Annotated in this window: 19 protein-coding genes and 1 pseudogene; 9 read left to right on the top strand and 11 right to left on the bottom strand. The window is 71.2% G+C overall.

Annotated elements, in window-relative coordinates; all coding sequences use genetic code 11:
- Window positions 1-84 precede the first annotated feature (84 nt).
- On the bottom strand, window positions 85-501 hold the full coding sequence (locus AB0O76_RS27750) for a roadblock/LC7 domain-containing protein (protein ID WP_135331019.1): 417 nt from the start codon (window positions 499-501) through the stop codon (window positions 85-87).
- Between the two features lie 109 nt (window positions 502-610).
- Here AB0O76_RS27750 and AB0O76_RS27745 point away from each other — a divergent pair.
- Window positions 611-739, top strand: a pseudogene (locus tag AB0O76_RS27745) (pyridoxamine 5'-phosphate oxidase family protein); the annotation flags it as partial.
- Window positions 740-783: 44 nt separating this feature from the next.
- On the opposite strand, the gene AB0O76_RS27740 reads toward AB0O76_RS27745, so the two are convergent.
- The 5 genes from AB0O76_RS27740 to AB0O76_RS27720 form a co-directional block, all read right to left on the bottom strand.
- On the bottom strand, window positions 784-1,389 hold the full coding sequence (locus AB0O76_RS27740) for an ATP/GTP-binding protein (protein WP_365496500.1): 606 nt from the start codon (window positions 1,387-1,389) through the stop codon (window positions 784-786).
- Window positions 1,370-1,783 (bottom strand): DUF742 domain-containing protein, encoded by a 414-nt coding sequence (locus AB0O76_RS27735; protein WP_365496498.1) that lies wholly within the window; start codon window positions 1,781-1,783, stop codon window positions 1,370-1,372. The genes AB0O76_RS27740 and AB0O76_RS27735 overlap by 20 nt, the downstream gene beginning before the upstream one ends.
- Before the next feature lie 19 nt (window positions 1,784-1,802).
- Window positions 1,803-2,237, bottom strand: coding sequence for a roadblock/LC7 domain-containing protein (locus AB0O76_RS27730; RefSeq protein ID WP_365496496.1), 435 nt, complete (start codon window positions 2,235-2,237; stop codon window positions 1,803-1,805).
- Window positions 2,234-4,798: a nitrate- and nitrite sensing domain-containing protein gene (locus tag AB0O76_RS27725; protein WP_365496494.1), complete on the bottom strand. Its 2,565-nt coding sequence runs from the start codon at window positions 4,796-4,798 to the stop codon at window positions 2,234-2,236. The genes AB0O76_RS27730 and AB0O76_RS27725 overlap by 4 nt, the downstream gene beginning before the upstream one ends.
- Window positions 4,799-4,864: 66 nt before the next feature.
- A complete protein-coding gene (locus AB0O76_RS27720) occupies window positions 4,865-5,638 on the bottom strand; it encodes an MHYT domain-containing protein (protein ID WP_365496492.1) in 774 nt (257 codons plus the stop codon).
- Between the two features lie 151 nt (window positions 5,639-5,789).
- On the opposite strand from AB0O76_RS27720, the gene AB0O76_RS27715 reads away from it, so the two are divergent.
- The 3 genes from AB0O76_RS27715 to AB0O76_RS27705 all read left to right on the top strand — a co-directional run bounded on the left by AB0O76_RS27715 (window position 5,790) and on the right by AB0O76_RS27705 (window position 8,656).
- Window positions 5,790-6,389, top strand: coding sequence for a class I SAM-dependent methyltransferase (locus AB0O76_RS27715; RefSeq protein WP_365496490.1), 600 nt, complete (start codon window positions 5,790-5,792; stop codon window positions 6,387-6,389).
- A gap of 93 nt (window positions 6,390-6,482) precedes the next feature.
- Entirely contained in the window at window positions 6,483-7,334 is an 852-nt protein-coding gene (gene aac(3), locus AB0O76_RS27710) for an aminoglycoside 3-N-acetyltransferase (RefSeq protein WP_365496488.1), read from the top strand.
- Between the two features lie 95 nt (window positions 7,335-7,429).
- Window positions 7,430-8,656 carry a cytochrome P450 gene (locus AB0O76_RS27705; RefSeq protein WP_365496486.1) on the top strand — a complete coding sequence of 409 codons (1,227 nt, stop codon included), beginning with the start codon at window positions 7,430-7,432 and terminating at the stop codon, window positions 8,654-8,656.
- 35 nt (window positions 8,657-8,691) lie between these two features.
- Here the strand turns inward: AB0O76_RS27705 and AB0O76_RS27700 are convergent, their stop codons facing one another.
- Complete coding sequence (locus AB0O76_RS27700) at window positions 8,692-9,441, bottom strand: alpha/beta hydrolase (protein ID WP_365496484.1); 750 nt, start codon at window positions 9,439-9,441, stop codon at window positions 8,692-8,694.
- 102 nt (window positions 9,442-9,543) lie between these two features.
- On the opposite strand from AB0O76_RS27700, the gene AB0O76_RS27695 reads away from it, so the two are divergent.
- Window positions 9,544-10,065, top strand: coding sequence for a PadR family transcriptional regulator (locus AB0O76_RS27695; protein ID WP_365496482.1), 522 nt, complete (start codon window positions 9,544-9,546; stop codon window positions 10,063-10,065).
- Here the strand turns inward: AB0O76_RS27695 and AB0O76_RS27690 are convergent.
- A complete protein-coding gene (locus tag AB0O76_RS27690) occupies window positions 10,054-10,959 on the bottom strand; it encodes an oxygenase MpaB family protein (protein ID WP_365496480.1) in 906 nt (301 codons plus the stop codon). The genes AB0O76_RS27695 and AB0O76_RS27690 overlap by 12 nt on opposite strands.
- 101 nt (window positions 10,960-11,060) lie before the next feature.
- Here AB0O76_RS27690 and AB0O76_RS27685 point away from each other — a divergent pair, with 101 nt between their 5' ends.
- Together AB0O76_RS27685 and AB0O76_RS27680 are read left to right on the top strand one after the other, a co-directional pair.
- Entirely contained in the window at window positions 11,061-11,339 is a 279-nt protein-coding gene (locus AB0O76_RS27685; RefSeq protein ID WP_365496478.1) for a hypothetical protein, read from the top strand.
- A 468-nt stretch (window positions 11,340-11,807) separates the two neighbouring features.
- On the top strand, window positions 11,808-12,680 hold the full coding sequence (locus AB0O76_RS27680; RefSeq protein WP_365496476.1) for a hypothetical protein: 873 nt from the start codon (window positions 11,808-11,810) through the stop codon (window positions 12,678-12,680).
- A 33-nt stretch (window positions 12,681-12,713) separates the two neighbouring features.
- On the opposite strand, the gene AB0O76_RS27675 is transcribed toward AB0O76_RS27680, so the two are convergent.
- The 3 genes from AB0O76_RS27675 to AB0O76_RS27665 form a co-directional block, all read right to left on the bottom strand.
- On the bottom strand, window positions 12,714-16,130 hold the full coding sequence (locus tag AB0O76_RS27675) for a hypothetical protein (RefSeq protein ID WP_365496474.1): 3,417 nt from the start codon (window positions 16,128-16,130) through the stop codon (window positions 12,714-12,716).
- A 196-nt stretch (window positions 16,131-16,326) separates the two neighbouring features.
- Window positions 16,327-16,509, bottom strand: coding sequence for a hypothetical protein (locus AB0O76_RS27670; protein WP_190080005.1), 183 nt, complete (start codon window positions 16,507-16,509; stop codon window positions 16,327-16,329).
- Between the two features lie 177 nt (window positions 16,510-16,686).
- Entirely contained in the window at window positions 16,687-17,742 is a 1,056-nt protein-coding gene (locus AB0O76_RS27665; protein ID WP_365496472.1) for an acyl-CoA desaturase, read from the bottom strand.
- Between the two features lie 248 nt (window positions 17,743-17,990).
- On the opposite strand from AB0O76_RS27665, the gene AB0O76_RS27660 reads away from it, so the two are divergent.
- The gene (locus AB0O76_RS27660) at window positions 17,991-20,858 is read left to right on the top strand and encodes a DEAD/DEAH box helicase (RefSeq protein WP_365496470.1); all 2,868 of its coding nucleotides are present in this window, start codon (window positions 17,991-17,993) and stop codon (window positions 20,856-20,858) included.
- Window positions 20,855-22,183, top strand: coding sequence for an SWF or SNF family helicase (locus tag AB0O76_RS27655; RefSeq protein ID WP_365496468.1), 1,329 nt, complete (start codon window positions 20,855-20,857; stop codon window positions 22,181-22,183). The genes AB0O76_RS27660 and AB0O76_RS27655 overlap by 4 nt, the downstream gene beginning before the upstream one ends.
- Window positions 22,184-22,569: the final 386 nt, after the last annotated feature.

Genomic DNA, 22,569 nt, shown 5'->3' with positions numbered 1-22,569 from the left:
TTGCTCTCGGGAAAAACCGTAGCGCGATCACCGCGATCCCGCCGAGCCTGTGGATAACTTTGACTGCACAGGCATTTCAGCAGGTCAGAGGTCTACAACCGGTGTCCGCTCCGGCTGCCGGGCGCCCACGCCGAGGTGCTCGCCGACGCGGTTGACGAGGAGCGTCATCTCGTACGCGACCTGACCGATGTCGGCCTCGGCGGAGCTGAGGACGCACAGGCAACTGCCGTCGCCCGCCGCGGTGACGAAGAGCACCGCGTCATCGAACTCGATCATCGTCTGGCGCACGCTGCCCGCGTGGAAGTGCCGTCCCGACCCCTTGGCCAGGCTGTGCAGACCCGACGATACGGCGGCCAGGTGCTCCGCGTCCTCCCTCGCCAGATCCGAACTCGCCCCCGTCACCAGGCCGTCGTTGGACAGCACAAGCGCATGCCGTACGGGTTCCATTCTCTTGGTCAGATCGTCGAGCAACCAGCCGAGCCCGGTGTTCTGCTGCCCCATGTTCCCGTCTCCCCGCGTCCTGCTCCCCCTGGCTGGAGGAACTGACGCCAGCCTTCCCCACCATCGGCGCCCCGGCAAGCATGATGAGGACATGGCACAGAAGATGACCGACGACCAGGTGTTCAACACCGGGGCTGACACGGTCAAGGGGCGGAATCTGGCGCGGGACGGCCGCGTCGCCCTCTGCGTGGACGACGACCGGCCGCCGTTCGCGTTCGTGGTGCTGCAGGCACGCGCCGGTCGACAAGGTGGTCGCGCTCGGCGACATCTCCGGCTGACGCGTCAGCCCACCGTGTCGAGCAGCCGGGCGGTATGCATCCGCCCGGCGTACTCGACCAGACGTATCAGCACCTCCTTTCCGGAATCGCGGTCCCGTGCGTCACACAGCACCACCGGGGTTCCGCGGTTGAGGTCCAGGGCCCGGGACACTTCATGCGCACCGTACGTACGCGCGTTCGCGAAGCAGTTGACGGCGACCACGAACGGGATGTGCCGATGCTCGAAGTAGTCGACGGCGGGGAAGCAGTCCTCGAGCCGTCGGGTGTCCGCGAGGACGACGGCACCGAGCGCGCCCTGTGACAACTCGTCCCACAGGAACCAGAACCGGTCCTGACCGGGCGTCCCGAAGAGGTAGAGCGACAGGCCCGCCCTGATGGTGATGCGGCCGAAGTCCATGGCGACGGTCGTCGTGGTCTTGCGGTCGACGCCGCCGGTGTCGTCCACCGACTGGCCCGCCTCGCTGAGCAGTTCCTCGGTGCGCAGCGGGCGGATCTCGCTGACCGCGCCGACCAGGGTGGTCTTGCCCACCCCGAAGCCGCCGGCGACCAGAATCTTCAGCGCCATGGCGGTCGTGTCCCCGCCCGTGGCGTCAGAGCGCTCGGAGCCCATCGATCACCTCTCGCAGAATCTTTTCGTCGGGTAGCTGTGCGGGCGGCACGGGTCGGCTCACCTTCACGCAGCCCATCTCCAGCAGGTCGCCGAGCAGCACCCGGACAACGCCCACGGGAAGATCGGCACCGGCCGCCAGTTCGGCGACCGACTGGGTCTCGGTGCGGCACAGTTCGATGAGCGCCCCGTGTTCGGGACCGAGCGAGGTGTCGTCCCCGGGGCCCGGCGCGTTGTCGTCCAGCGTGACGAGCGCGATCAGGTCGAAGCGCACTCCCGCGGGACCGGGTTGGGTCCGCCCGCCGGTCATCGCGTAGGGGCGGACCAGGGGTCCGGCCTCGTTGTCGTACCACTGGCTGCCCGCGTCGCGCGGGGTGGGTCCGCTGTCCTCGGTCATCTGTGTCGACCGCCCTGTCTCATCCGACGGCCGGTGGCTGCGCGGCGAACCGCGGAGGGGTGTAGAGGTGCTCGCCCACCCGCTTGACCAGGCGTGCCATCTCGTAGGCGACCAGGCCGATGTCGGCGGTCACCGAGCTGAGTACGGCGAGGCAGGAGCCGTCGCCCGCAGCCGCGACGAACAGGAAGCCGTCGTCCATCTCGACCATGGTCTGGCGCACTCCCCCCGCCCCGAAGTGCCGGCCCGCGCCCTTGGCCAGGCTGTGGAATCCCGAGGCGACCGCGGCGAGGTGCTCGGCGTCCTCGCGGGTGAGGGCGGTCGACGCGCCGACGGCGAGCCCGTCGTTGGACAGCACCACGGCACGCCGTACCTCGCCGACGCGCAGGACCAAGTCGTCCAGCAGCCAGTCGAGTTCGCCGGACCGCCCGGTGCCGATGCTCTGGTCCTGGATCATGCCTGGTCTCCTTCGGTGCTGTCGGCCGGTTCGGGCCCTGAGGTGTCGGGGACCGCGCCGACGATGCCCGGGCGGCGGCCACCGCCGCGGGCCCAGCCGTCGCGGTAGGCGGCCATGCGGTCCCGCACCTCTTCAGGGGTGCGTTCGGCGTCCTCGCGGATGCCCTCGGCCAATGACGGTTCTTCGGGGCGCTGTTCGCGCAGTTGGGGCGCGAGGCTCGCCTGGCGTACGCGGCGCGGGAGGTCGTCCGAGGCGTCCTGATCGCCGGCGGTGTCCGGTTCCGGTGGCTTGTGCAGCCGGAGCGCGGTGACGCCGGGGGGTGTGGGAGTCGTCGCCGTGGCTTCGGCCGATGGGGCGAGTGCGGGGCGTGCGGCGCCTGCGGGAACGGAGTTGCCGTTCATGGGCGCCGCCGCACCCGGCACGCGCGCGTGCTCGTGCTCGTGCTGGTCACGTTCGCGTTCCATGGTGTGGGTCTGGGTGCTCTCTGCTGTGCTGCTCTGGAGCAGGGCGGTGGGCAGCAGGACGACGGCGGTGGTGCCGCCGTAGGGGGACGTACGGAGATGCACCTTGATCCCGTGCCGGGCGGCGAGCCTGCTGACCACGAAGAGCCCGAGCTGGTCGCTGTCGAACAGGTCGAGCGCTTCGGACTGCTCGACGCGGCGGTTGGCCTCGGCGAGGGTCTCCCCGCCCATGCCGAGGCCACGGTCCTCGATCTCCACGGCGTAGCCGTTGCCGACCGGTTCGCCGGTGACGCGCACCTTGGTGTGCGGTGGTGAGAACTGGGCGGCGTTCTCGACGAGTTCGGCCAGCAGGTGGGTGAGGTCGGCTACCGCCGTGCCGATGACAGAGGCTCCGGGGAGTTGTCGTACCTCCACGCGCGCGTAGTCCTCGACTTCGGAGACGGCGGCCCGGACGACGTTCGTCAGGGAGACGGGCATGCGCCAGGCGCGTCCCGGTGCGGCTCCGGAGAGGATGATCAGGCTCTCCGCATGCCGCCTCATCCGAGTGGTGAGGTGGTCGAGCCGGAAGAGGTCACTGAGCTCGTTCGGGTCGTCGGCCCTGCGCTCCATGCTGTCGAGGAGGCTGAGCTGACGGTGGACGAGGACCTGGCTCCTGCGCGCGAGGTTGACGAAGACCCCGGAGATGCCGCTGGCCAGTTCCGCGCGCTCGATGGCGGCACGCAGGGCGGCCCGGTGCACGGTGCCGAGCGCTTCGTAGACCTGTCCCGTCTCGTCCTCCGCCGCCGGCCCCGGCGGTGCTTCGGCACGGACGTCGATCTCCTCGCCGGCCCGCAACCTCCGCATGGCCTGCGGGAGTTTGCGGCGGGCGATCTCCAGTGCGCCGTTGCGCAGGCTCATCAGCTCGATCACCAGGCCGCGTCCGATGCGTACGGAGATGACCAGCGATGCGGCGACGGCCGCGAGCCCCAGGAGCACGGCGGCGCCCGCCGCGGTGAGCACACCGCGGGTGAACGGGTCGGCGCGGTCGGCGGCGCTGCGGCCCGCGCCCATCTCGATCGCGCGGAACTCGTCCCGCACCGAGGCGTGAGCGGTGTCCCACTTGCCGGCCGGAGCCGCGTCAGCCGCCGCACGGCCCGGCGACGCGACGAGCACCTTCTCCTCGACGGCGCGCACATCGGCGTACGCGCTCCCCTCCACGAGGTCGTGCCACGCCGCCCGTTCGGGTCCGCGCAGATCCGCCACGGCCGACTCCGTCAGGGTCCGCCGGGTCTCGACGGCGCCGGTGAACTGACGCAGCCGCTCGCCGTCGAGCGAGCCGGCGAGCCGGGCGCTGGACAACACCACGTGTTCGCGTGCCAGCATCTCGCCCGCCCTGGAGAATTCGAGCAGCACGCGTGCCTCGGAGCCGAGTTCGGCGTCCTGGATGCCGGTGAGGGCGCCGCCCACTCCGAAGGCGGCCGAAATGGTCTTCGTGTACTGCCCGTACGTCGTGTCCCAGCCGGTGCCCCCGTCAAGCACTTCGGTGCGCAGCGTGCTCAGTCCCTCCGCTCCGGAGACGAACGTTTCGAGCCGGGCGGCCACACCGGTGGGCAGGTCGGCGCCGTCGGCGACCGTCCGTTGATCGCCACGACGCAATTTCGACACCGCGCGGTCGGTCCGTTCGGCCTGCCTCTTGAGGTCGGCGGCACGGTCGGGCGCGGGTTCCGTCGCGTAGCGCACGGCGGCCACCCGCTCGGCTTGGAGTGCGGCGACGGCTGCGTCAACCGGGCCGCGCACCTCGGCGTCGACGCGCTGCAACTGCCGCAGCCGCGCCACGTCCTGGGCCGTACTGACCGTCGCGTATCCCCACAGGGCGAGCAGCGACACGACCGGCACCATCAGGAGGCACACGATCTTGGCTCGCACGGTGCGGGGGCGCGGCCACCGGCGTCCTTTGCGGGCAGCTGAGGTCGTGGGCGGTCCTGGCTCCAAGGGGGCTTCCGCGTCAGGGCGTTCGTCGGCGGGCGGTCCCGCGTGCGCGCGGCGGCCGCGCGCCGGTGCCACGGGCCCCGGCGGCAGGGTGCCGTCGGCGGTTTCGGGGGTCCTACGGGGTGTACGCATGGCCTCCTCGCTCGAAGAGATTTCGGGGCGTGTGCCCGCCCGGCCGTGACCGGTCCAGGTGCGCCGCTATCGGGCGGCGCTCTCCACCGGCCGCTGGGCCGACACGGAGGCCTCGCGCTCCCCCGCAGTCGGGGACAGTGCGACAAACGCCGAGGTCAGGAAGAGATAGGACCCGAGGCCGACGGCGAGGGGGAAGATGAACTGCATCGTCGTGGCCCCGGGCAGCGCCCCGCCCGACTCGCTGACCCGCACGCTCACCGCCATCATTCCGGTGTAGTGCATGCTGCTCACCGCACCGCCCATGACCAGGGACGCGACGGCGACCGCGAGGGGCGACTTGATGTTGAGCGCCGCCCACAGGGCCGCGGTCGCGGCGACGACGGCGATCACTACGGAGAGGCCGACCAGCACCGGGTCGTAGCTCACCTCGCCGTGCAGCCGCAGGGCGGCCATGCCCAGATAGTGCATGCTGGCGACGCCGAGCCCGGTGGTCAGCCCGCCGAGCGCCAGCGCGCGCCCGCGGTCACGGCCGTAGCCCACGGCGAAGACGCCCCCTCCCACGACGGTCATGGCGACGACGAGGCTCAGGATGGTCAGCGGCACGTTGTAGTGAATCTCCGTGCCGCTGACACCGAAGCCGAGCATCGCCACGAAGTGCATCGTCCAGATGCCGGTGCCGATGGCGGAGGCCGCGGTGATCAGCCAGTTGCGCCGTGACCTACCCGTGGCGGCGAGGGCACGGACGGTGCAGCGCAGCCCGAGGGCGGCGCCGATACAGGCCATCGCGTACGACAGCACGGGTGTCAGCCAACCGAAGGTGGCGTGGTCCAGGTGTCCCATGGCTCCGGGACGCTAGTCCTGGCGGGGGCGCACAACGAGGGCGCAGTTCGAAAGGTGTTGGAATATGACAGAGAGAGGCTCCTGAACGATCGCGTCACGCTCGAACGTGCGCCCAGGACGCGCATGCGCGTCGTTGAGCAATCATGTCCACATGAGCGATGACCAGACACGCGTCCGTGACTTCTTCGCCGCCCGTGCGGCCAACTGGGACAGCAGGTTCCCCGACGACGGCCCCGCCTACCGGGCCGCGGCCACCGAACTCGCGTTGCGGCCGGGCGCCCGTGTCCTGGATGCCGGGTGCGGCACTGGACGTGCTCTGCCCGCGCTCAGGGACGCCGTGGGGCCCTCAGGAGTCGTACTCGGCATCGACCTGACCCCCGCCATGCTGGAGGCCGCCGTACGGGCGGGCAGGGACCGCGACGGGCAGCTCCTGCTCGCTGACGTGACCCGGCTCCCGTTGCGCAGCGGGAGCCTTGACGCGGTGTTCGGCGCCGGTCTGATCTCCCACCTTCCGGATCCGGCGCGGAACTTGCGGGAGTTGAGCCGTGTCGTACGCCCCGGAGGGCTCCTCGCGCTCTTCCACCCCATCGGCCGTGCGGCACTCGCCGCGCGGCAGGGCCGCCAGATCACCCCGGACGACCTGCGCGCCGAGGCCAACCTTCGCCCCCTGCTCGCCACTTCGGGCTGGCAGATGACGTCGTATGTCGATGAGGACGCACGGTTCCTGGCGCTGGCGGTGCGACAGGACTGACGCGGGGCGGCCGCCAGGGGCTTCATCTCCGTGAGGGCCGGGGCGATCTACGCCGTTGTCCTCCGCCCACGCCCGGCAGATACCGTCGGCTGCATGGACGAAGAGGCCTTGCTCAAGCGCTCCGACGGCCCGATCACCCGCAGTCGGCTCATCCATGACCTGACCGCGCTCGGCCTCACCGACGGCGACATCGTCATGTTCCATACGCAGATGTCCGCCGTCGGATACGTGGCCGGCGGCGCCCAGACGCTCATCGGTGCCCTACGCGATGTCGTCGGCGAGCAGGGCACCCTGATGGTGACCTGCGGCTGGAACGACGCGCTGCCCTACGGCTTCTCCGACTGGCCACGAGCCTGGCAGGACGCCCTGCGGGCCGAACACCCCGCGTACGACCCCCGGATCAGCGAAGCGGATCACGACTACGGACGGCTGCCGGAAGCTCTCCGCAGGTGGCCAGGGGCTGTGCGCAGCCGTCATCCCGATGCCAGTTTCGCCGCACTGGGCGCATCGGCGACCGCGCTGATGGCCGACCACCCCTGGGACGATCCGCACGGCCCGGGCAGCCCGTTGGCCCGGCTCGTCACCATGGGCGGCCGGGTTCTCCTGCTGGGCGCCCCGCTGGACTCCCTCACGGTCCTGCACCATGCCGAGGCACTCGCCGAAGCTCCCGGAAAGCGATTCGTCGACTACGAACAGCCGATCCTTGTCGACGGCGAGCGGGGCTGGCGTCGCTTCCACGACATCGACTCCTCGGCCGGCGCCTTCGACTACTCCTCCGCGGTCCCCCAGGGGCAGGACCCCTTCGATGCCATCGCCCAGGACATGCTCGGCGCCGGAATCGGCATCTCGGGGCTGGTCGGCGCGGCCGAATGCCATCTCTTCGAAGCCGATGAGGTCGTTAACTTCGGGATCAACTGGATCGAGGAGGAGCTGGGCAAGACCTAGAGAGATGCCCTCATGGTCGGTGTCAGGGCCGTGACAGCCGTATGTCTGCTCCGTCGGCGAGTGTTGCCACACCAACCGCCACGGAAGGAAATCCGATGACGCAACCGGCTCCCATCCCGCACGGCCTCCCCATGGAGCGCGATGCGGGCCCCTTCGACCCGCCGAGCCAGATCACCGCGCTGCGCGAGGCCCGCCCTGTCAGCCCCCTGATCTTCACCGACGGCCACGAGGGCTGGCTCGTCACCGGCTACGAGGCAGTCCGCCGGCTCATGGCCGACACTCGGTTCAGCTCCCGCCAGGACCTCGGCCCCGTCCGCGTGCCGTACGAGGTCCCCGGCATGCCCGCCGTGACCGAGCCGTCCCCGCAGATCCCGGGCGTATTCATCGCCATGGACCCGCCGGACCACACGCGGCTGCGGCGCAAGCTCACCGGCGCCTTCACCGTCAAGCGCATGAAGCAGCTCGAAGAGAGCATCGTCGACATCGCCGAGCGGCAACTGGACGAGGTGGCGCGCCTTGCCCCGCCCATCGACCTGGTCAAGGAGTTCGCGCTGCCGGTGCCGTCCCTGGTGATCTGCGAACTGCTCGGCGTCCCCTACGAGGACCGGGAGACTTTCCAGACCAACTCCGCCAGGTTCATGGAGAGGGACATCGGGCTCGAAGACAAGATGGCCGCGTACACCGGCCTGACCACGTACCTGGCCGAACTGGTCACGCGTAAGCGCGCCGAACCCGGCGAAGACATCCTGTCCGACCTGGCCCGCCACGACGACCTCACCATCGAGGAGCTGACCGGCGCCGCCTTCCTGCTGCTGCTCGCGGGCCATGAGACCACAGCCAACATGCTGAGCCTCGGCACCTTCGCGCTCTTGGAGCACCCCGAGCAGCTCGCCGAGCTGCGGGCCGACCCGGAGCTGATGCCCGGCGCGGTGGAGGAACTCATGCGCTACCTGTCCGTTGCCGACATCTTCTATCGCTATGCCACGGAGGACATCGAACTCGGCGGCGAGACAATCGCCAAGGGATCGACGGTAGTTGTGTCGCTGCTGGCCGCCAACCGCGATCCCCAGCGCTTCGACAACCCCGGCACGCTGGACATCCACCGCCAGACCCGCGGTCACACGTCCTTCGGCCACGGCATTCACCAATGCCTCGGCCAGCAGTTGGCCCGCATCGAGATGCGCGCCGCTTTCGAGGGACTGCTGCGTCGCTTCCCGAGCCTCAAGCTCACCATCCCCGCCGGCGAGGTGAAGCTCCGGAGCGACATGAACATCTACGGAGTGCACGAACTACCGGTCACCTGGACGGAATCCGCCCTGTAGAGGCGTAGGCCGAGCGCGTCACCTGGGCGGGTCGGTCACCCGGCGACAGCCGACACGAAGGCATCCGGATCGTCGAACATGACGTTGTGCCCGGCCTCCGGGACGGTGACCACCCGCACTCCGGAGGCGACCAGCTCGTCCCGGCCGTCCAGTTCGCCACTCAGCGCGCCCTGCACGAAGACTCGCTCCATGGGCAGATCCATGAGCATCCTGCGCATCGTGGGGCGTGTCCCTCTCACGAGCCCCTTCGCGCTGCGGTGCAGGGCGCGGGGGTCGGCGAGGCGCATGGTCGCCGCCCACTTGGGGCCTACCTTGTCCAGCACGCGCGCGTAGCCGTCGGTGACGAAATCCTCCTCTTCGTAGGAGGCGATTCCGCTGCTGCCCGCCGTCGCGACCGGGTTCGGATCGAGATTGGCTTCGGTGAGGAGGAGCCGTGACACAAGGTCCCCTCGTCGGTGCGCCAGCGCGATGGCCACGGAGCCGCCCATGCTGTGCGCGACGATCTCCGCTCCCGAGATCTCCGCCTCGTCCAACACCGCGGCCAGGGCGTCCGCGTGGTTCTCCAGTGTGTAGCCGAAGTCCGCCGGCCGGTCACTGATGCCGTGGCCCGGCAGGTCGACGAAGAGTGATCGGCGTCCGGCCAGTTCGGGCCTGGCCGCGATGTGCGCGTGGTAGACGCTCGATGCCGCGCCTAGCCCGTGCACGTACACCCGGGCCGGGCCCGAGCCGTCAGCTTCTGTCCAGCGGACACAGCTTCCCTGTGCGTCGAACCTTGTCTCGTGCATCGCCGCTCCCCCGCTCTCGTGCATGTCGGCCGCCAGAAGAATACATCGGTGTCGATGTATTGCGTCAGCGAGGTACAGCGGCTGTACGGCACAATGCACCGCATGCTCGAACTGGCCATCATCGGATTCCTCTACGACGCGCCACTGCACGGCTATGAGCTGCGCAAACGCATCACAGCACTGACAGGGCACGTGCGTCCGGTCGCGGAGAGCACGCTGTACCCCGCCATCAAGCGGCTCGAGAAGGCCGGCCTCCTCGCCCGTGAGACGCAGCCCGGATCAGGGGCGGCTCCCCGGCACGTCCTGAGTCTCACCGCGGAAGGGCGGCGCGAGCTGCGCCGCAGACTCGCGGAACCGGGGCAGGCGGACATCACCGACGAGAACCGCTGGTTCACCGTCCTGGCCTTCCTGCGCCACTTGGACGACAAGGCGGCACAAGCCGCGGTCCTGCGGCGCCGACTGGCCTTCCTGGAGGAGCCCGCCAGCTTCTTCTACGACGGCGACCGCCCCCTGCGCGCCGAGGAACTGGACGACCCGTTCCGGCGCGGCGTCCTCACCATCGCCCGGGCGACGAGCCGGGCCGAACTCAACTGGCTGCGGGCGACGCTGGATTCACTCCGCTGAAGCGGCGGCGGCCGCATCGCCGTGCGGCACCGGGCAGCCCCGCACCCCCGGCACCGGGAACGTGCCGAGCTCGCCCACTCGATAGCCGTTCGGGTACCCCTTGATCTCCCAGTTCTGCCGGGCGTAATGCGGTGCGGTGCGCGGCGGCAGCAGGCGCACCGCACGGCCGCGCAGCCGGACGGCGCCTCTGACCAGCTTGCGGGCGGCGGCACCCGGCGGCTCGTAGCGGAAGGCACGCAGCAGGGGCTCGTCCAGCAGGGCGAGGGTCGAGGCGCGCAACAAGGGCGCCAGGGCGCGCGGATACCAGGAGGCCATGAGGTCGAGGGTCGCGTCGGAGACCCGGCGCGCGCCTTCGTCCCACGCGAAGTGGGCCTCTTCGTAGGCATCGAGACAGCGCTCGAAGTCTTCGTAGGACTCCGGGATGTCCTGGATGCCCATGTGCCGCCCCAGGGTGCGGTAGTAGACGGCGGCGGCGACCGTCTCGTGGCGGGAAAGCCGGCGCCATCCGTAGGCGTCGATCCAGCGCTTGGGCATCACCACGAAGGTACACAGTACGTACCGCATGTCTTCATTACTGATGTCGTAGCTGCGGTGCATCTGGTTGATGCGGCGGATCGCGCCGCGGCCCTCGTCCGTGCCGAAACCGTGCTCGACGACGGCGTCGAGGAGCAGGGACGTGTCGTCGTACCGCTTCTGCGTACGGTCCGTCAGTTCCGCGGTCTCGGCGAGGAGTCGGCCGATGCTGGGAACGGCGTAGGTGCGATAGAGCGCCAGCTCAAGGGCGCGGGTGAAGTCCCAGGGGAACTCGTACGCCGCGGAGAGCCGATAGATCTTCAGAGCGTCCTTCTCCGGGTCGAGACGCCGGATCTCCTTGAGCCGCTCATAGCGCTTCACCGCGCGGTCCCCCTTCAGTCGACGGAACTCCAACTCTACTTTGGGGTACGTAAGATGGATGATCAACGGCGCCGGCCAGCGCCCGGGGGAAGGTGGCTCGCATGTTCGACAAGCTGCGCAAGTGGTGGCGCACGGAGGAGACCGAGCACGCCGAGAAGGAGCGTGCCCACAACCTCTTCGAGGCGGCCGCGGTCTACGTGGCGGCCTGCGCGGAGGACGACCAGGACCAGATGGACGAGGCCACCGGCTGGGTGTCGCCGGAAGCCTTGTCCTTCGGTGTCAGCGAGCTGGCGTGCCGCGCTGTCATCGCCCTCGCCCGGGAGCGCGACGAGTCGCCGAAAGACGTGGCGCGTACGCTCCTCGGCCTGCCTGCCGCCTGACGTCCGTGTGCGTGGGGTCGGGGCAGGCCAGCGCCTCACTGACAGGGTTGCCCGTCTCGGCCGCGTGGGCGAGCCGTTCCCGTACCTCCCGCGGCGTGCGGGGGCGATAGCCGGGGCCCCAGCCGCAGCAGTCCTGCCGGAAGCGCAGCCCGGCGGTCAGGACGGCGCCCAGGGCGCGCCATGCCGCAACGTCACGTCGCTTGGGCACCGCAAGCGCAGAGCCCGCGTTGAGCAACTGACCGCCGCACCGGGGGCAGATGTCGACGCGCACGCGTCCGTAGTCGGCCGCCTTCTTGAAAGAAGCGCGGCACGGCAGACAGACGAAGTGCGAACTGGCTCTGGGCATGACAGCCAGCGTAGGCATGCGGAACGAGGCCGGCGAGTGAATTTCCTGGTCATCCACCCCTCGACGATCAAGCGGACCAGTGGTTAGGGTGCGCCGACGGATGAAGCGATGGGGAGGCTGGCATGGCCGGAACGGACGACGCAGTCGCCGCCGAGGACGACGCGCTGTACGTGCTGACCGCGGTGCTGCTGACACCCGCGAAGTTCCCGAGCGTGCTCGGTGACGATTATCCGGAGGCGTGTGCGGCCCTGGGGCTCGCGCCGCTGGCCGCCGGGTACGGCCTGGTGCTCGGTCAGGACGGCGCCGGAGCCCGGTGGACGGTCGTCGTCGACGATGTGTCGCTCGTCGCCGTGGCGATCGCGTCGTGGGACTGCGGCATGGAGTACGACCTGTCACCCGATGAACGCACGGTGGTCGCCGCGCTGCCCGGCTGGCCCTTGGCGGTGGCCGTCGCCGCGCCCGGTGTGCCCGCTCCCCATGACCCCGAACCGGGCCCCGAGGACCCGGATCTCACGCCGCTCTCGCCCCCGCAGACCGACACCTGGGGACCCGCCCAACGGCGGCTGGGGGCCGACGAGATCGCGTTGCAGTGGGCTGCCTGGCGCGACCAGATCGACGACGCCGACTTCCGGCCGGACGACGCGGATGCGCATGCCGAGGCACCACAGGAGGACTCCGGCAAGGAGGCCTCTTCGGAGAGCGACGACGCGGATGCCGGGGACGGGCCGATCACCGGCGTGCGTCGGGTCATGGCGGAGGCACGGGCGTATGTGACCACTCCCCCGCCGCTGGGGCGCGTGCGGTCGTCGTTCGCCTCCGGAGAGGCCCGCACGCTGCGCGCCGACGGTCCTGGCTGGTCGCTGGTGGCCAGGACCGACGACATCGCGTTCGTTCTGCTGGACGAGGAGCCGGGCGAGGTGCTGCCCGTTGGGCGTGGGGCCGAACTTCCCGAGCTCCTCGAAGCGCTCGACAAGATGGCCGTGCGCCCCGCCTGATCCCCGCTGGTTCGGACCGCCCCTGGCTCTGCGTCAGCGGAGCGGTCCCGGATCGACGAGCATCGCCGCCATGGCCGTGTCGTCGTCCTCGTGCTCGCGGAGGGCCGCGAGTTCAGCGCGCCAGGTCTCGTCCCACGATGTTGCGCGGCTCCCGGCGCGGACCAGTTCGAGGGCCAGCAACCCGGACGCCGGGGTGCCGCGTTCGCGCAGCAGGCGGACAGTTGCGAGCAGGGCCGCACGCGCGCGTGGGGTGGGCACTTCGACGGAGACCCCCGTGGAGAAGGGCAGCCGTTCGGGGCGTTCCTCGACCAGGGCCAGGAGCTGTTCCCAGCGTTGCGCGTGGTGTTCGCCGTGCCGGATGGCGGCCAGCGCCGTCTTCCATGTCAGTGCGGCCGCCTCGCGATACAGGCCCACGGCCCGCAGCGAGAGAGCCACGGCGTCGGCGACGAGGAGCGAGCGCTCAGAACCCCGTGAGATCGGCAGGGACTCCCCGATGCCCGCGAGACGACGGAGTGCGTCAGCCCTCAGGTGCGGGTCCCCGGCCGCATCCACGCGTTCCTGGAGCGTGCGCATGGCCTCCCTGAGGATGGGCCCTCCTTCCACGTCCAAGGGGAACCACAGCAACTGCTGGGCCGCCGTCTCCCATTCCCTTTTGGATCGCTGCCGATCGGTGATGACGTGGACCACGGCGCGCATGGCGTCGGTCGATTCCGGTGTGAACCAGGCCGGCAGAGCCCGGCACGCGGCGACGGCGGTGTCCTGGGTGCCCTCCTTCACCAGGCGCGCAAGGAAAGCGGTATAGGCGACACGCACGGATTCACCCACGGCTCCCACGCGCCCTTGGATCACCGCTTCCCTGACCGCGGCCTCGTCCGTCGCCCGGGCGAGACGGTCGGCGATGCCTGGACGGTCGATCCTGGCGAGGAGGAAGCGTGCGATGACGGCGCGTACGTCACGGTGCTGGCCCGGCGCGTCCCAGGCCCGCACCAGGGCGCCGAACGCCTCGGCACCGGTGAGGACGCCCAGGGCACGCACGGCCTCCTTGCGGGTGCCCACGGGGGCGTCTGCCGCGCCGGCGACGGGGGCGAGCAGGGCGACGGCTTCCGGGTCCGGCATGGATGCCAGGACCCGGCGGACGGATGCCATGGCCGCACGCCCCCGTACGCCGCCCGTCGCGGCGTGCCGCAGCAGGATCTCCAACAGCGACTCGGTTGCGGGCGCGGCAACGTCGTCCGCCACGCCGGGCACCTCGCCCAGTGACCCGAGCGCCGCCGCGGCGACCGGCTGCGGTGCCGACTCCGCGAGTGCGGTGAGCAGTTCGGCGTCGCGCAGTTGCGCCGCCGCGTCGGCCCGGGTGCGCAGCGGGGCCAGTTCATCCGTGGCCACGCGCGCGTGGTGCTCGTCCCAGGAGCGGCGCTGCGCGGGCAGCCAGCGGCCGGTCGGGCCCGGGTGCAGGGCGCCCGACCAGGCGGACGCCCGGGCACGTACTCGGCCGGTGAGTCCGTCCCGGGCTGCGGCCAGCACGGAGTCCAGCAGGTCGGTTCGCCGGGTGACGAGGGTGCGCAGAATGACCGGCACCGCGATGAACGAGGCGTCGAGGCCGATCAGTTCGGCTGTGCGCTGTTCCCGCAGCTGCGCGGGTGCCACCCAGGCCGCCGCGGCACGGGCCGCGAGGTCCGGGTCGCCCGACTCCAAGGCGATGCTCCGGACCGAGGAGTCGAGATCGGGCAACGCGGTGAGGTGGGGTGCGAGGAGTTCGGCGAGGGCCGTGCGGAGATCGGGGCGCGCTCGTGTGGCGACCGCTGTCGCGGGCCAGAGGGCTCGTGCCGCTGCCTCGTCGATGTGCAGCGCGGCGACGGGTCGGTGCGAGCGGGGGTCGGCGAAGACCTGACAGAGCAACTCCGTCGCGTACGCGGCGCGCCTCCACTCGCCGGCCGAGGTGGCGCTCTGCACGGCGCGGCGCAGCAATCGCTCGGCCGCGGCCAGCGTGCGCGCGGTCGAATCCCGGGACTGGACCGTGGTGATCACCGCGTCGCGCAGGACCCGGTCGGGCAGTGCGGCGAGTAGGCGCCGGGAGGTTCCCGCGAGCTGCTGGAGGGCCGCCCTGCGCACCTCTTCCTGGTCGTGCCAGGCTCGCTCGCAGTCGACGGCGATCCGCGCGAACTCGTCCGGGTCGCCCTCCAGTTCCGCACAGGCCAGCAGCGCGGGCCAGGCATGCAGACGGTGGTGGACGCGGTGCTGGTCCGCCATGTCGCGCAGCAACGGCTCTCCCAGGGCGAGCGGGAGAGCGACCGCCAGACGGCTCCTTGTCCATTCCTGGTTCGACCAGCGCTCCATCCAGGAACCGACGATCTCTGCCCGGTCGGTCGGTTCAAGGGCCGCGAGCGTGCCGATGGGGACACTGCGCATGGAGCGGCCGCGCCGGGTGCGTTCTTCGACCAGTCGACGTCGGTCCGGGCCGGGCAGCAGCGCCAGCAGGCCGTCCGGTTCGATGTCGTGACGCCCTGGTCCTCGGTACCGCGGCGGCCTCACGGGGTTGCGGCGGGCCAGGTCCACGAGGTCCGCCGGTGGGAGTTCACGCAGGGCACGCCGCGTGGCCGACGGCAAGGCGCTTACGGAGAGGCGCAGTTCGCGGTGTGAGCCGCTCGCGTCAGGTGGCGCGGCACGCAGGATCGCGAGGACGCGGGCCGGACGGCGCAGCAGGGAGCGTGCCGCTCGTGCCGTCAGGAGATCGGGTGCCCGTTCGAGGAGCAGCAGCCCGGCGTCCGGGTCGCGTTCCGCGGCCATGCTCGCGACCGCACGGAGGCGGCCTGTGAAGCGGTGGTGCTCGCGAGAGGCCAGGCTCTGCCATTGGGCGGCGAGGAATTCGGCGACGGCGTACGGGGCGGTGCGGGCCAGTGTGCTGAGCACTCCTGGCGGCGGATCGAGCCGGGGCAGCCACGCGGCGACCGTCCTGGCGGGGCATGCGGGCAGGAGCTGTGCGGCCTCCCGGGCTCCGTACCGTTCGTGGACCTGCGGCAGCAGGTGTGCGGCGAGCGCGCGGCGACGGCTCAGCCGCAGTACACGGAATGTCTCGTGCCGCGCCAGCTTGATGTCGCTCAACGCGAGCTCCTCCAAGGCCGCTTCCGGCACGGGAAGCCGGATGGCGGCCGAGAGGGCACGGCGGCGCAGAAGAGGGTCGGTCAGGGCGTCGGCGATGGAGGTGAGGTCGCGCCGGGTGACGGCGAGGAAGAGCGCGGTGTGCCGCTCGTCAGGGGCACCTGCGGCGAGGGCCTCGCGGAGTTTCGCGTACGCCTCTGGAGTGAGCGCTCGGGCGTAGCGTGCCAGGGCGCTCATGCGGGCCGGGAAGGGCAGCGGGTCGAAGTGGGCCTTCAGCCAGGCCGACGTCAGCGGCGCGGGAGCGGGTTGGGGTTGCGGGGACGGCGTCTGCGACGCCTCGTATGTGGCCATCAGCGATCACCGTGGGATCGCTGGACGGCCTCCTCTCGGGAAGTCATGTGCGCCATGATCACTGCCGAACCGCGGGTGGCGCAACGGGTTTTCCGCTCGTGGATCCACCGTGGGCCGATCCACGAGCGGGGAAGCCGCCGGTTGCCGCGCGCCGGGCTCGGACCGACCGGCGTGGCACCTTCTCAGAAGCGGCCGGTCAGTGGCCTATCTCCTTGCGTGAGACGCGGCGCAGCCTGCGCCGCTGGGCCGGGTCGAGTGTCAGATACGCCGCGGCCGGGACTCCCAGCACGATCAGGAGGGCGGCCCACCAGGGCAACCAGATCAACAGGATGATGCCGGCCGCCACACCTCCTGCGGCGATCTTCGCGTTCTTCGACATGTGCGTCGCCTCCTTCGCGGCTGCTGCCGCTCTCTGTCTTGAGAAACGGGATCGCGCCGCCCACAGTTCCAGTCTGCTCCCCTGATAGACCCCTGAGGCGCGACCCTGACATGACCCTGAGCCGCTTCCGGGATCCGAAGGGCGGCCCGCGGTGCTTTCGAGGCCCGGCCCTCGTGGCTATTCCACCCGCAGCGGCTCGCCGACCTCGTACATGTGGCGCAGCACCTGCCGGTAGGAGTCGATGAATCCCGCCTCCGTGTACGGCATACCCAGCTCCGCGCAGTGCGCGCGGACCAACGGCTGGGCGCGCCGCAGGCTGGGGCGGGGCATGCTCGGGAAGAGGTGGTGCTCGATCTGGTAGTTGAGTCCGCCCAGGAACCAGTCGGTCAGGAAGCTGCCGCGGATGTTGCGCGAGGTGAGGACCTGGCGGCTGAGGTGCCCCCAGCGCTCGCCGTCGGGATCGGGCATCTCCATGCCCTTGTGGTTGGGCGCGAAGGCCAGCCCCAGGTGCAGGCCGAACAGTGCCTGATGGATGGCGGCGAAAGCGATGGCGTGCCCCACGGGCATGGTGACGAGCAGCAGCGACACGTAGCCGACCAGGTGGGCCACCAGGAGAAGGCCCTCCACGACGCGCTCGCGCGGGCTCTGGCGGCGCAGATCCCGGAATCCGTAGATCTTCATGGCGACGCCCTGGAGCAGCGTCAGGGGGAAGAACAGCCAGGCCTGGTTGCGGGTGAGCCAGCGCCGGAAGCCGACGCGGACCCTGGCCTGCTTGCTGGTCCAGACGAGGACGTCCGCGGCGACGTCGGGGTCCTTTTCTATGTGGTTGGGATTGGCGTGGTGGCGGTTGTGCTTGTCGTTCCACCAGGCCGAACTCATTCCCAGGAGGAGGTTGCCGTGAATCAGGCCGAGGGCGCGGCCCACCCCTCGGTCGCCGGAGATCTGGGAGTGCCCCGCGTCATGCCCGATGAACGCAGTGCGGGCGCACAGCACCGAGAGCACGGGCGCGAGGAGCAACACCCACCAGGAGCCCCCCATCAGGAACATGCCTGCCGCCGTCGCCGCCAGAGCCACCGCGTTGACCGCGATGGTCGAGGCGTACCAGCCGCTGCGGCGGCCAAGGAGACCCTGCTCCTTGACGGTGCGCAGCAGGGGTGCGAAATCGCTTCCGGCGGGCTGCCTTCCGCTGGTGCCTGGGGAACGTTCCGCGACTGCTGCGGCGGCCTGGGGCATGGTGAGGTCTCCGGTCTGTGACTGGATCGGGCGGACTTCACTCAACGTATGAGCCGGTGACCTTGGGCAACCATGGCGCCTTCACCCGTCTTCCGCAGGGGGCCAGCACCGCCCCGCAGTGGGGTTAGGTACACCTCCGGAGTGGCGTGATCGGGATCACGGCGCGAGGACTCCCGCGGACCCGGCGGCGTGCTGTACTCTCGGCCGCTCCGGTCTCAGTAGTCAAGTTTGAGGAATGCGCCATCGCTGTGCACAGACTCCCCGCCGTGTCACCTTCCGAGATCTCTGAACTGTCCCGCTGTTCTGTGCTGTTCGTGCCCGCCGACCCGGCGCGCACCGGCCGGGTGGCCTTCTGGCACCCGGAGGGCGACGCGCCGCCCGCCGTCGCGGCCGGCACCACCGAGGAGCTCACCATCGCCGTGCCCGGCGACGACGGGGCACGGCCGGTCGACGTCTCGGCAGTCCTGCTGCCTGTGCGCGCGGCGCTGCCGGCGCTGACACGCGCGCGTGCCACGGCCGATGCACATCCGACCGCCTCTTTCTGGGGGACGGCGGGCGTGCTCGCCCTGCAACTGGCCGCACGCGGCCTGCTGTTGCCCGGCCTGACGCCGAGCGACCACGACGCCTGGCGCTCGGGCCCGCTGGGCGCCGACGACCTGCGGCGTCTGCGCGACCTCGCGGCGGCGATGCCTCCGGCCGCACACGCGCTTCCGCTGGGCGACGCCGAGCCCCTGCGGCTGCCCCAACCGGAGCGGCTGCTGCGCCAGTTCCTCGACGCGGTCGCCGACACGCTGCCGCGCACCCCCGCCGCCGCGGTCGCCGGGGGCTCGCCGGCCTTCGCCGCGCCGCAGCCGCAGCACATCCCCGAGCAGCGGCCCTGGGCCATGGATGTCGCCGCCGGGCACGACGCGGGCGTACGCGTCTCCCTGCGGGTCGAGATCCCCGGGCTTGTGGCGCAGACCTCCGACGAGAGCAGGCTGCCGTTCCGCGCCGTGCTGCAGATGCACAGCGTCAGCGACCCCTCGCTCGTCGCCGACGCGGCCGAGGTCTGGGCCGGTTCGGCCGCCTCGGGGCAGGCCTTCGGACCGCGCTCACGGATGGACGCGCTCCTCGCCCTGCGCCGCGCCACGCGCGCGTGGCCGCCGCTCGCCCCGCTGCTCTCGGCCACCGTGCCCGATGCCATCGAGCTCGCCGACGAGGAAGTGACCGCGCTCCTCGGCGAAGGCTCGCGGATGCTCGCCGCCGCGGGCGTCGAGGTGCACTGGCCCAAGGAGCTGGCGCGCAACCTCACCGCCCGCGCGGTCATCGGCCCGCCCGACGACGACGCCAAGGACCCGGACAAGCCGTCGTCGGACACTCCGTCGCACCTCTCCGCCGACGCGCTGCTCGCCTTCAACTGGCGGTTCGCGCTGGGCGACAAGGAGCTGTCCCGCGCGGAGCTCGACCTGCTCGCCGAGGCCAACCGTCCCGTGGTGCGCCTGCGTGACCAGTGGGTGCTCATCGACCCCGAGGAGGCACGGCGCGCTCGCGAGGACCAGGACCACAAGGTCACCCCGATCGACGCACTGAGCGCCGTGCTGACCGGCACCACCGAAGTGGCCGGGCAGCGTGTGGACGTCCAGCCGACCGGCTGGCTCGCGACGCTCCGCGAGCGCCTCGCCGACCCGGAGGGCATGGAGCCCGTCGGGCAGCCCGCGGCGCTCGCCGCGAATCTGCGCGACTATCAGCTGCGCGGCCTCAACTGGCTCGCCCGGATGACCTCGTTGGGCCTGGGCGGCTGCCTTGCTGACGACATGGGACTCGGCAAGACCATCACGCTGATCTCCCTGCATCTGCACCGGCAGACGGAATCCGATTCCGCAGGACCCACCCTGGTGGTCTGTCCGACGTCCCTGATGGGCAACTGGCAGCGCGAGATCGAGAAGTTCGCGCCCGGCACCCCCGTGCGCCGCTTCCACGGCGCCCGGCGCGGCCTGGAGGACCTGGCCGACGGCGAGTTCGTGCTCACCACCTACGGCACCATGCGCCTTGACGCGGACAACCTGGCCAAGGCCCCGTGGGGCATGGTCGTCGCCGATGAGGCACAGCACGTCAAGAACCCGTACTCGGCGACGGCCAAGCAGCTGCGCTCGATCGGCGCACGCGCGCGCGTGGCGCTCACCGGCACCCCCGTGGAGAACAATCTCTCCGAGCTGTGGGCGATCCTCGACTGGACGACACCGGGGCTGCTCGGCAAGCTCGGCACGTTCCGTACCCGCTATGCGCAAGCCGTCGAGGGCGGCAAGGATCCGGCGGCCGCCGAGCGGCTCTCCCAGCTCGTACGCCCCTTCCTGCTGCGCCGGCGCAAGTCCGACCCGGGCATCGCGCCCGAGTTGCCGCCCAAGACCGAGACCGACCGGGCCGTCTCGCTCACCACGGAGCAGACCGGTCTGTACGAGGCCGTCGTGCGGGAGACCCTCGCGGAGATCTCCGGTGCCGACGGTTTCGCCCGCCGCGGTCTGATCGTCAAGCTGCTCACCGGGTTGAAGCAGATCTGCAATCATCCCGCGCAGTTCCTCAAGGAGGACGCGCCGCGGATCGAGGGGCGCTCCGGGAAGCTGGAACTCCTCGACGAGCTGCTCGACACGATCCTCGCCGAGGACGCGGGCGTGCTCGTCTTCACGCAGTACGTCCAGATGGCGCGCCTCATCGAGCGGCATCTGGCAGCCCGTGGCGTGCCCACCCAGTTCCTGCACGGCGGGACGCCCATCGCGGCGCGCGAGGCGATGGTGCAGCGCTTCCAGGACGGTGAAGTGCCCGTCTTCCTGCTGTCGTTGAAGGCCGCCGGCACGGGGCTGAACCTGACGCGGGCCGAGCATGTCGTGCACTACGACCGCTGGTGGAATCCCGCCGTCGAGGCGCAGGCCACGGACCGTGCGTACCGCATCGGGCAGACACAGCCCGTGCAGGTGCACCGCCTGATCGCGGAGGGGACGATCGAGGACCGGATCGCCGACATGCTGCTGCGCAAGCGGGAGTTGGCGGACGCGGTTCTCGGCGCCGGCGAGGCGGCACTGACCGAACTCACCGACGCCGAACTGTCGGATCTGGTGGAGCTGCGAGGGGGGACGCGATGAGCGAGACATTCGACGAGGCGTTCGACGAGACGCACGAGGAGTCCGGCCACGGGCGGGGCGCGCGCCGTCACGAGCGCACCTTCGCCGCCCTGCCACCCGCGCACGGGCGGGGGTTCGCGCAGAGCTGGTGGGGCCAGGCCTGGCTGAAGGCGCTGGAGGACACGGCGCTGGACACCCAGCAGCTCAAGACGGGCCGCAGGCTCGCGCGCGCGGGTGCCGTGGGTGCGGTGTCGGTGCGTCCGGGGCGCATCACCGCGGTCATCCAGGACCCGGGCGGCACCGCGCACCGCTCGGACGTGCTGCTGCAGCAGTTGACCGAGGCCGAGTGGGACCGCTTCCTGGGCATGGCCGTTGAGCGGGCCGGGCACATCGCGGCGCTGCTCGACCGCGAGATGCCGCCGCACCTGGTGGAGGACGCGGCGGCCGCGGGCGTCGAACTCCTGCCGGGCATCGGCGACCTGGAGCCCGAGTGCGACTGTGACGCGTGGGACCACTGCGGGCACACGGCTGCGCTCTGCTACCAGCTGGCCCGGCTGCTCGACCAGGATCCGTTCGTGCTGCTCCTGATGCGCGGCCGTGCGGAGCGCGACCTCCTCGACGAGCTGCAAGTACGCAGCGTGGCGCAGGCGGAGGCCGTGGAGACCCCGGAGGAGGAGCAGGAGGAGGCCCAGGAGGGCGTGTACGCCGATGTGGCGTACGCCGAGGGTGCCATCCTCCCTCCGCTGCCGGACCTCCCTCCCCTGCCCTCAGAGCCGGGCCGGCCGCCGTCGCTCGACACGGAGGCGGAGCCCGCGCCGGGCATCGACGTGGCGGCGCTCGAGTTCCTCGCAGCGCAGGCGTCCGTGGAGGCGCAACGCCTGCTGGCCGAAGCGCTCGCCCCCGGGCACGAACAGCAACCGGTCGGGGAGGAGTTGACGCCGGGTGAGGACGCCGTGCGCCTGGCCGCCGCGGCGCCGGGCGCGCCGGTGGCGACGCGGCTCGCGTCGGTGTCCGACCGGGGCAAGGACGGGCTCGCGCTGGCCGTACGGGCCTGGGAGTTCGGTGGACCGGCCGCGCTGTCCGTCCTCGAGGAGGAGTGGACGCCCGGCGCCGAGGCCCTGGCACGCGCGCGTGCCGCCCTCGACGCGGCCTGGGACGAGGACGAGCGGCCGCAACTGCGGGCCGCCCGTAACCGCTGGACCGTGGTCGGCGGTGACGCCCAACTGCGGCAGGGGGACGATGGCCGCTGGTGGCCCTATCGCAAGGAACGCGGCCGCTGGGCCCCCGCGGGCCCGGCCACCCACGACCCGGCGACGGCGCTGGCCGTGGTGACCGGCGGCGAGTGAGACCCACCGGTGTGGTGCGGGGCAGACACAACCCCGCACCGCACCGCTGAAGTTCCACGGCACACCGCGCGGTGCCTCGCCGGCAAAGTCCCACGGCACACCGCACGCCCCCTCGCCGCTGAGTTCCACGCACACCGCACGCCCCCTTGGCCGAAACGCGTCCGGCGGCGCCCGGCGCGTCCGTGCCGCGCCCGCACGCGCCGGGAACACCGGCGCGCGGACTCGCCCTGATCAGCGATTGAGCGCGGCCATGTCATCCGGGAGCGTGGACCGCACCGGTTCAGGGGCATCGGGTCGCGGACACGACCCGCCTGAACGCGTCAGCGCGATCCACCTGAAGGGGGGGCGACAAGGGCAACTTGCCCAACCACTGCTGACCGGACCAT

The sequence above is a fragment of the Streptomyces sp. NPDC086554 genome, assembly GCF_040686095.1.
Taxonomy (GTDB): domain Bacteria; phylum Actinomycetota; class Actinomycetes; order Streptomycetales; family Streptomycetaceae; genus Streptomyces.
Note: the sequence above shows the minus strand (reverse complement) of the source record. Positions and strands in the feature narration are given on the sequence as shown.

Excerpts from the sequence above, each read along its gene's own strand:
- AB0O76_RS27700 (WP_365496484.1), bottom strand. The coding sequence starts at position 9,441 with ATGCACGAGACAAGGTTCGACGCACAGGGAAGCTGTGTCCGCTGGACA.
- AB0O76_RS27730 (WP_365496496.1), bottom strand. The coding sequence starts at position 2,237 with ATGATCCAGGACCAGAGCATCGGCACCGGGCGGTCCGGCGAACTCGAC.
- AB0O76_RS27740 (WP_365496500.1), bottom strand. The coding sequence starts at position 1,389 with ATGGGCTCCGAGCGCTCTGACGCCACGGGCGGGGACACGACCGCCATG.
- AB0O76_RS27705 (WP_365496486.1), top strand. The coding sequence starts at position 7,430 with ATGACGCAACCGGCTCCCATCCCGCACGGCCTCCCCATGGAGCGCGAT.
- AB0O76_RS27680 (WP_365496476.1), top strand. The coding sequence starts at position 11,808 with ATGGCCGGAACGGACGACGCAGTCGCCGCCGAGGACGACGCGCTGTAC.
- AB0O76_RS27735 (WP_365496498.1), bottom strand. The coding sequence starts at position 1,783 with ATGACCGAGGACAGCGGACCCACCCCGCGCGACGCGGGCAGCCAGTGG.
- AB0O76_RS27685 (WP_365496478.1), top strand. The coding sequence starts at position 11,061 with ATGTTCGACAAGCTGCGCAAGTGGTGGCGCACGGAGGAGACCGAGCAC.
- AB0O76_RS27725 (WP_365496494.1), bottom strand. The coding sequence starts at position 4,798 with ATGCGTACACCCCGTAGGACCCCCGAAACCGCCGACGGCACCCTGCCG.
- AB0O76_RS27675 (WP_365496474.1), bottom strand. The coding sequence starts at position 16,130 with ATGGCCACATACGAGGCGTCGCAGACGCCGTCCCCGCAACCCCAACCC.
- AB0O76_RS27715 (WP_365496490.1), top strand. The coding sequence starts at position 5,790 with ATGAGCGATGACCAGACACGCGTCCGTGACTTCTTCGCCGCCCGTGCG.
- AB0O76_RS27665 (WP_365496472.1), bottom strand. The coding sequence starts at position 17,742 with ATGCCCCAGGCCGCCGCAGCAGTCGCGGAACGTTCCCCAGGCACCAGC.
- AB0O76_RS27670 (WP_190080005.1), bottom strand. The coding sequence starts at position 16,509 with ATGTCGAAGAACGCGAAGATCGCCGCAGGAGGTGTGGCGGCCGGCATC.
- AB0O76_RS27750 (WP_135331019.1), bottom strand. The coding sequence starts at position 501 with ATGGGGCAGCAGAACACCGGGCTCGGCTGGTTGCTCGACGATCTGACC.
- AB0O76_RS27720 (WP_365496492.1), bottom strand. The coding sequence starts at position 5,638 with ATGGGACACCTGGACCACGCCACCTTCGGTTGGCTGACACCCGTGCTG.
- AB0O76_RS27655 (WP_365496468.1), top strand. The coding sequence starts at position 20,855 with ATGAGCGAGACATTCGACGAGGCGTTCGACGAGACGCACGAGGAGTCC.
- AB0O76_RS27695 (WP_365496482.1), top strand. The coding sequence starts at position 9,544 with ATGCTCGAACTGGCCATCATCGGATTCCTCTACGACGCGCCACTGCAC.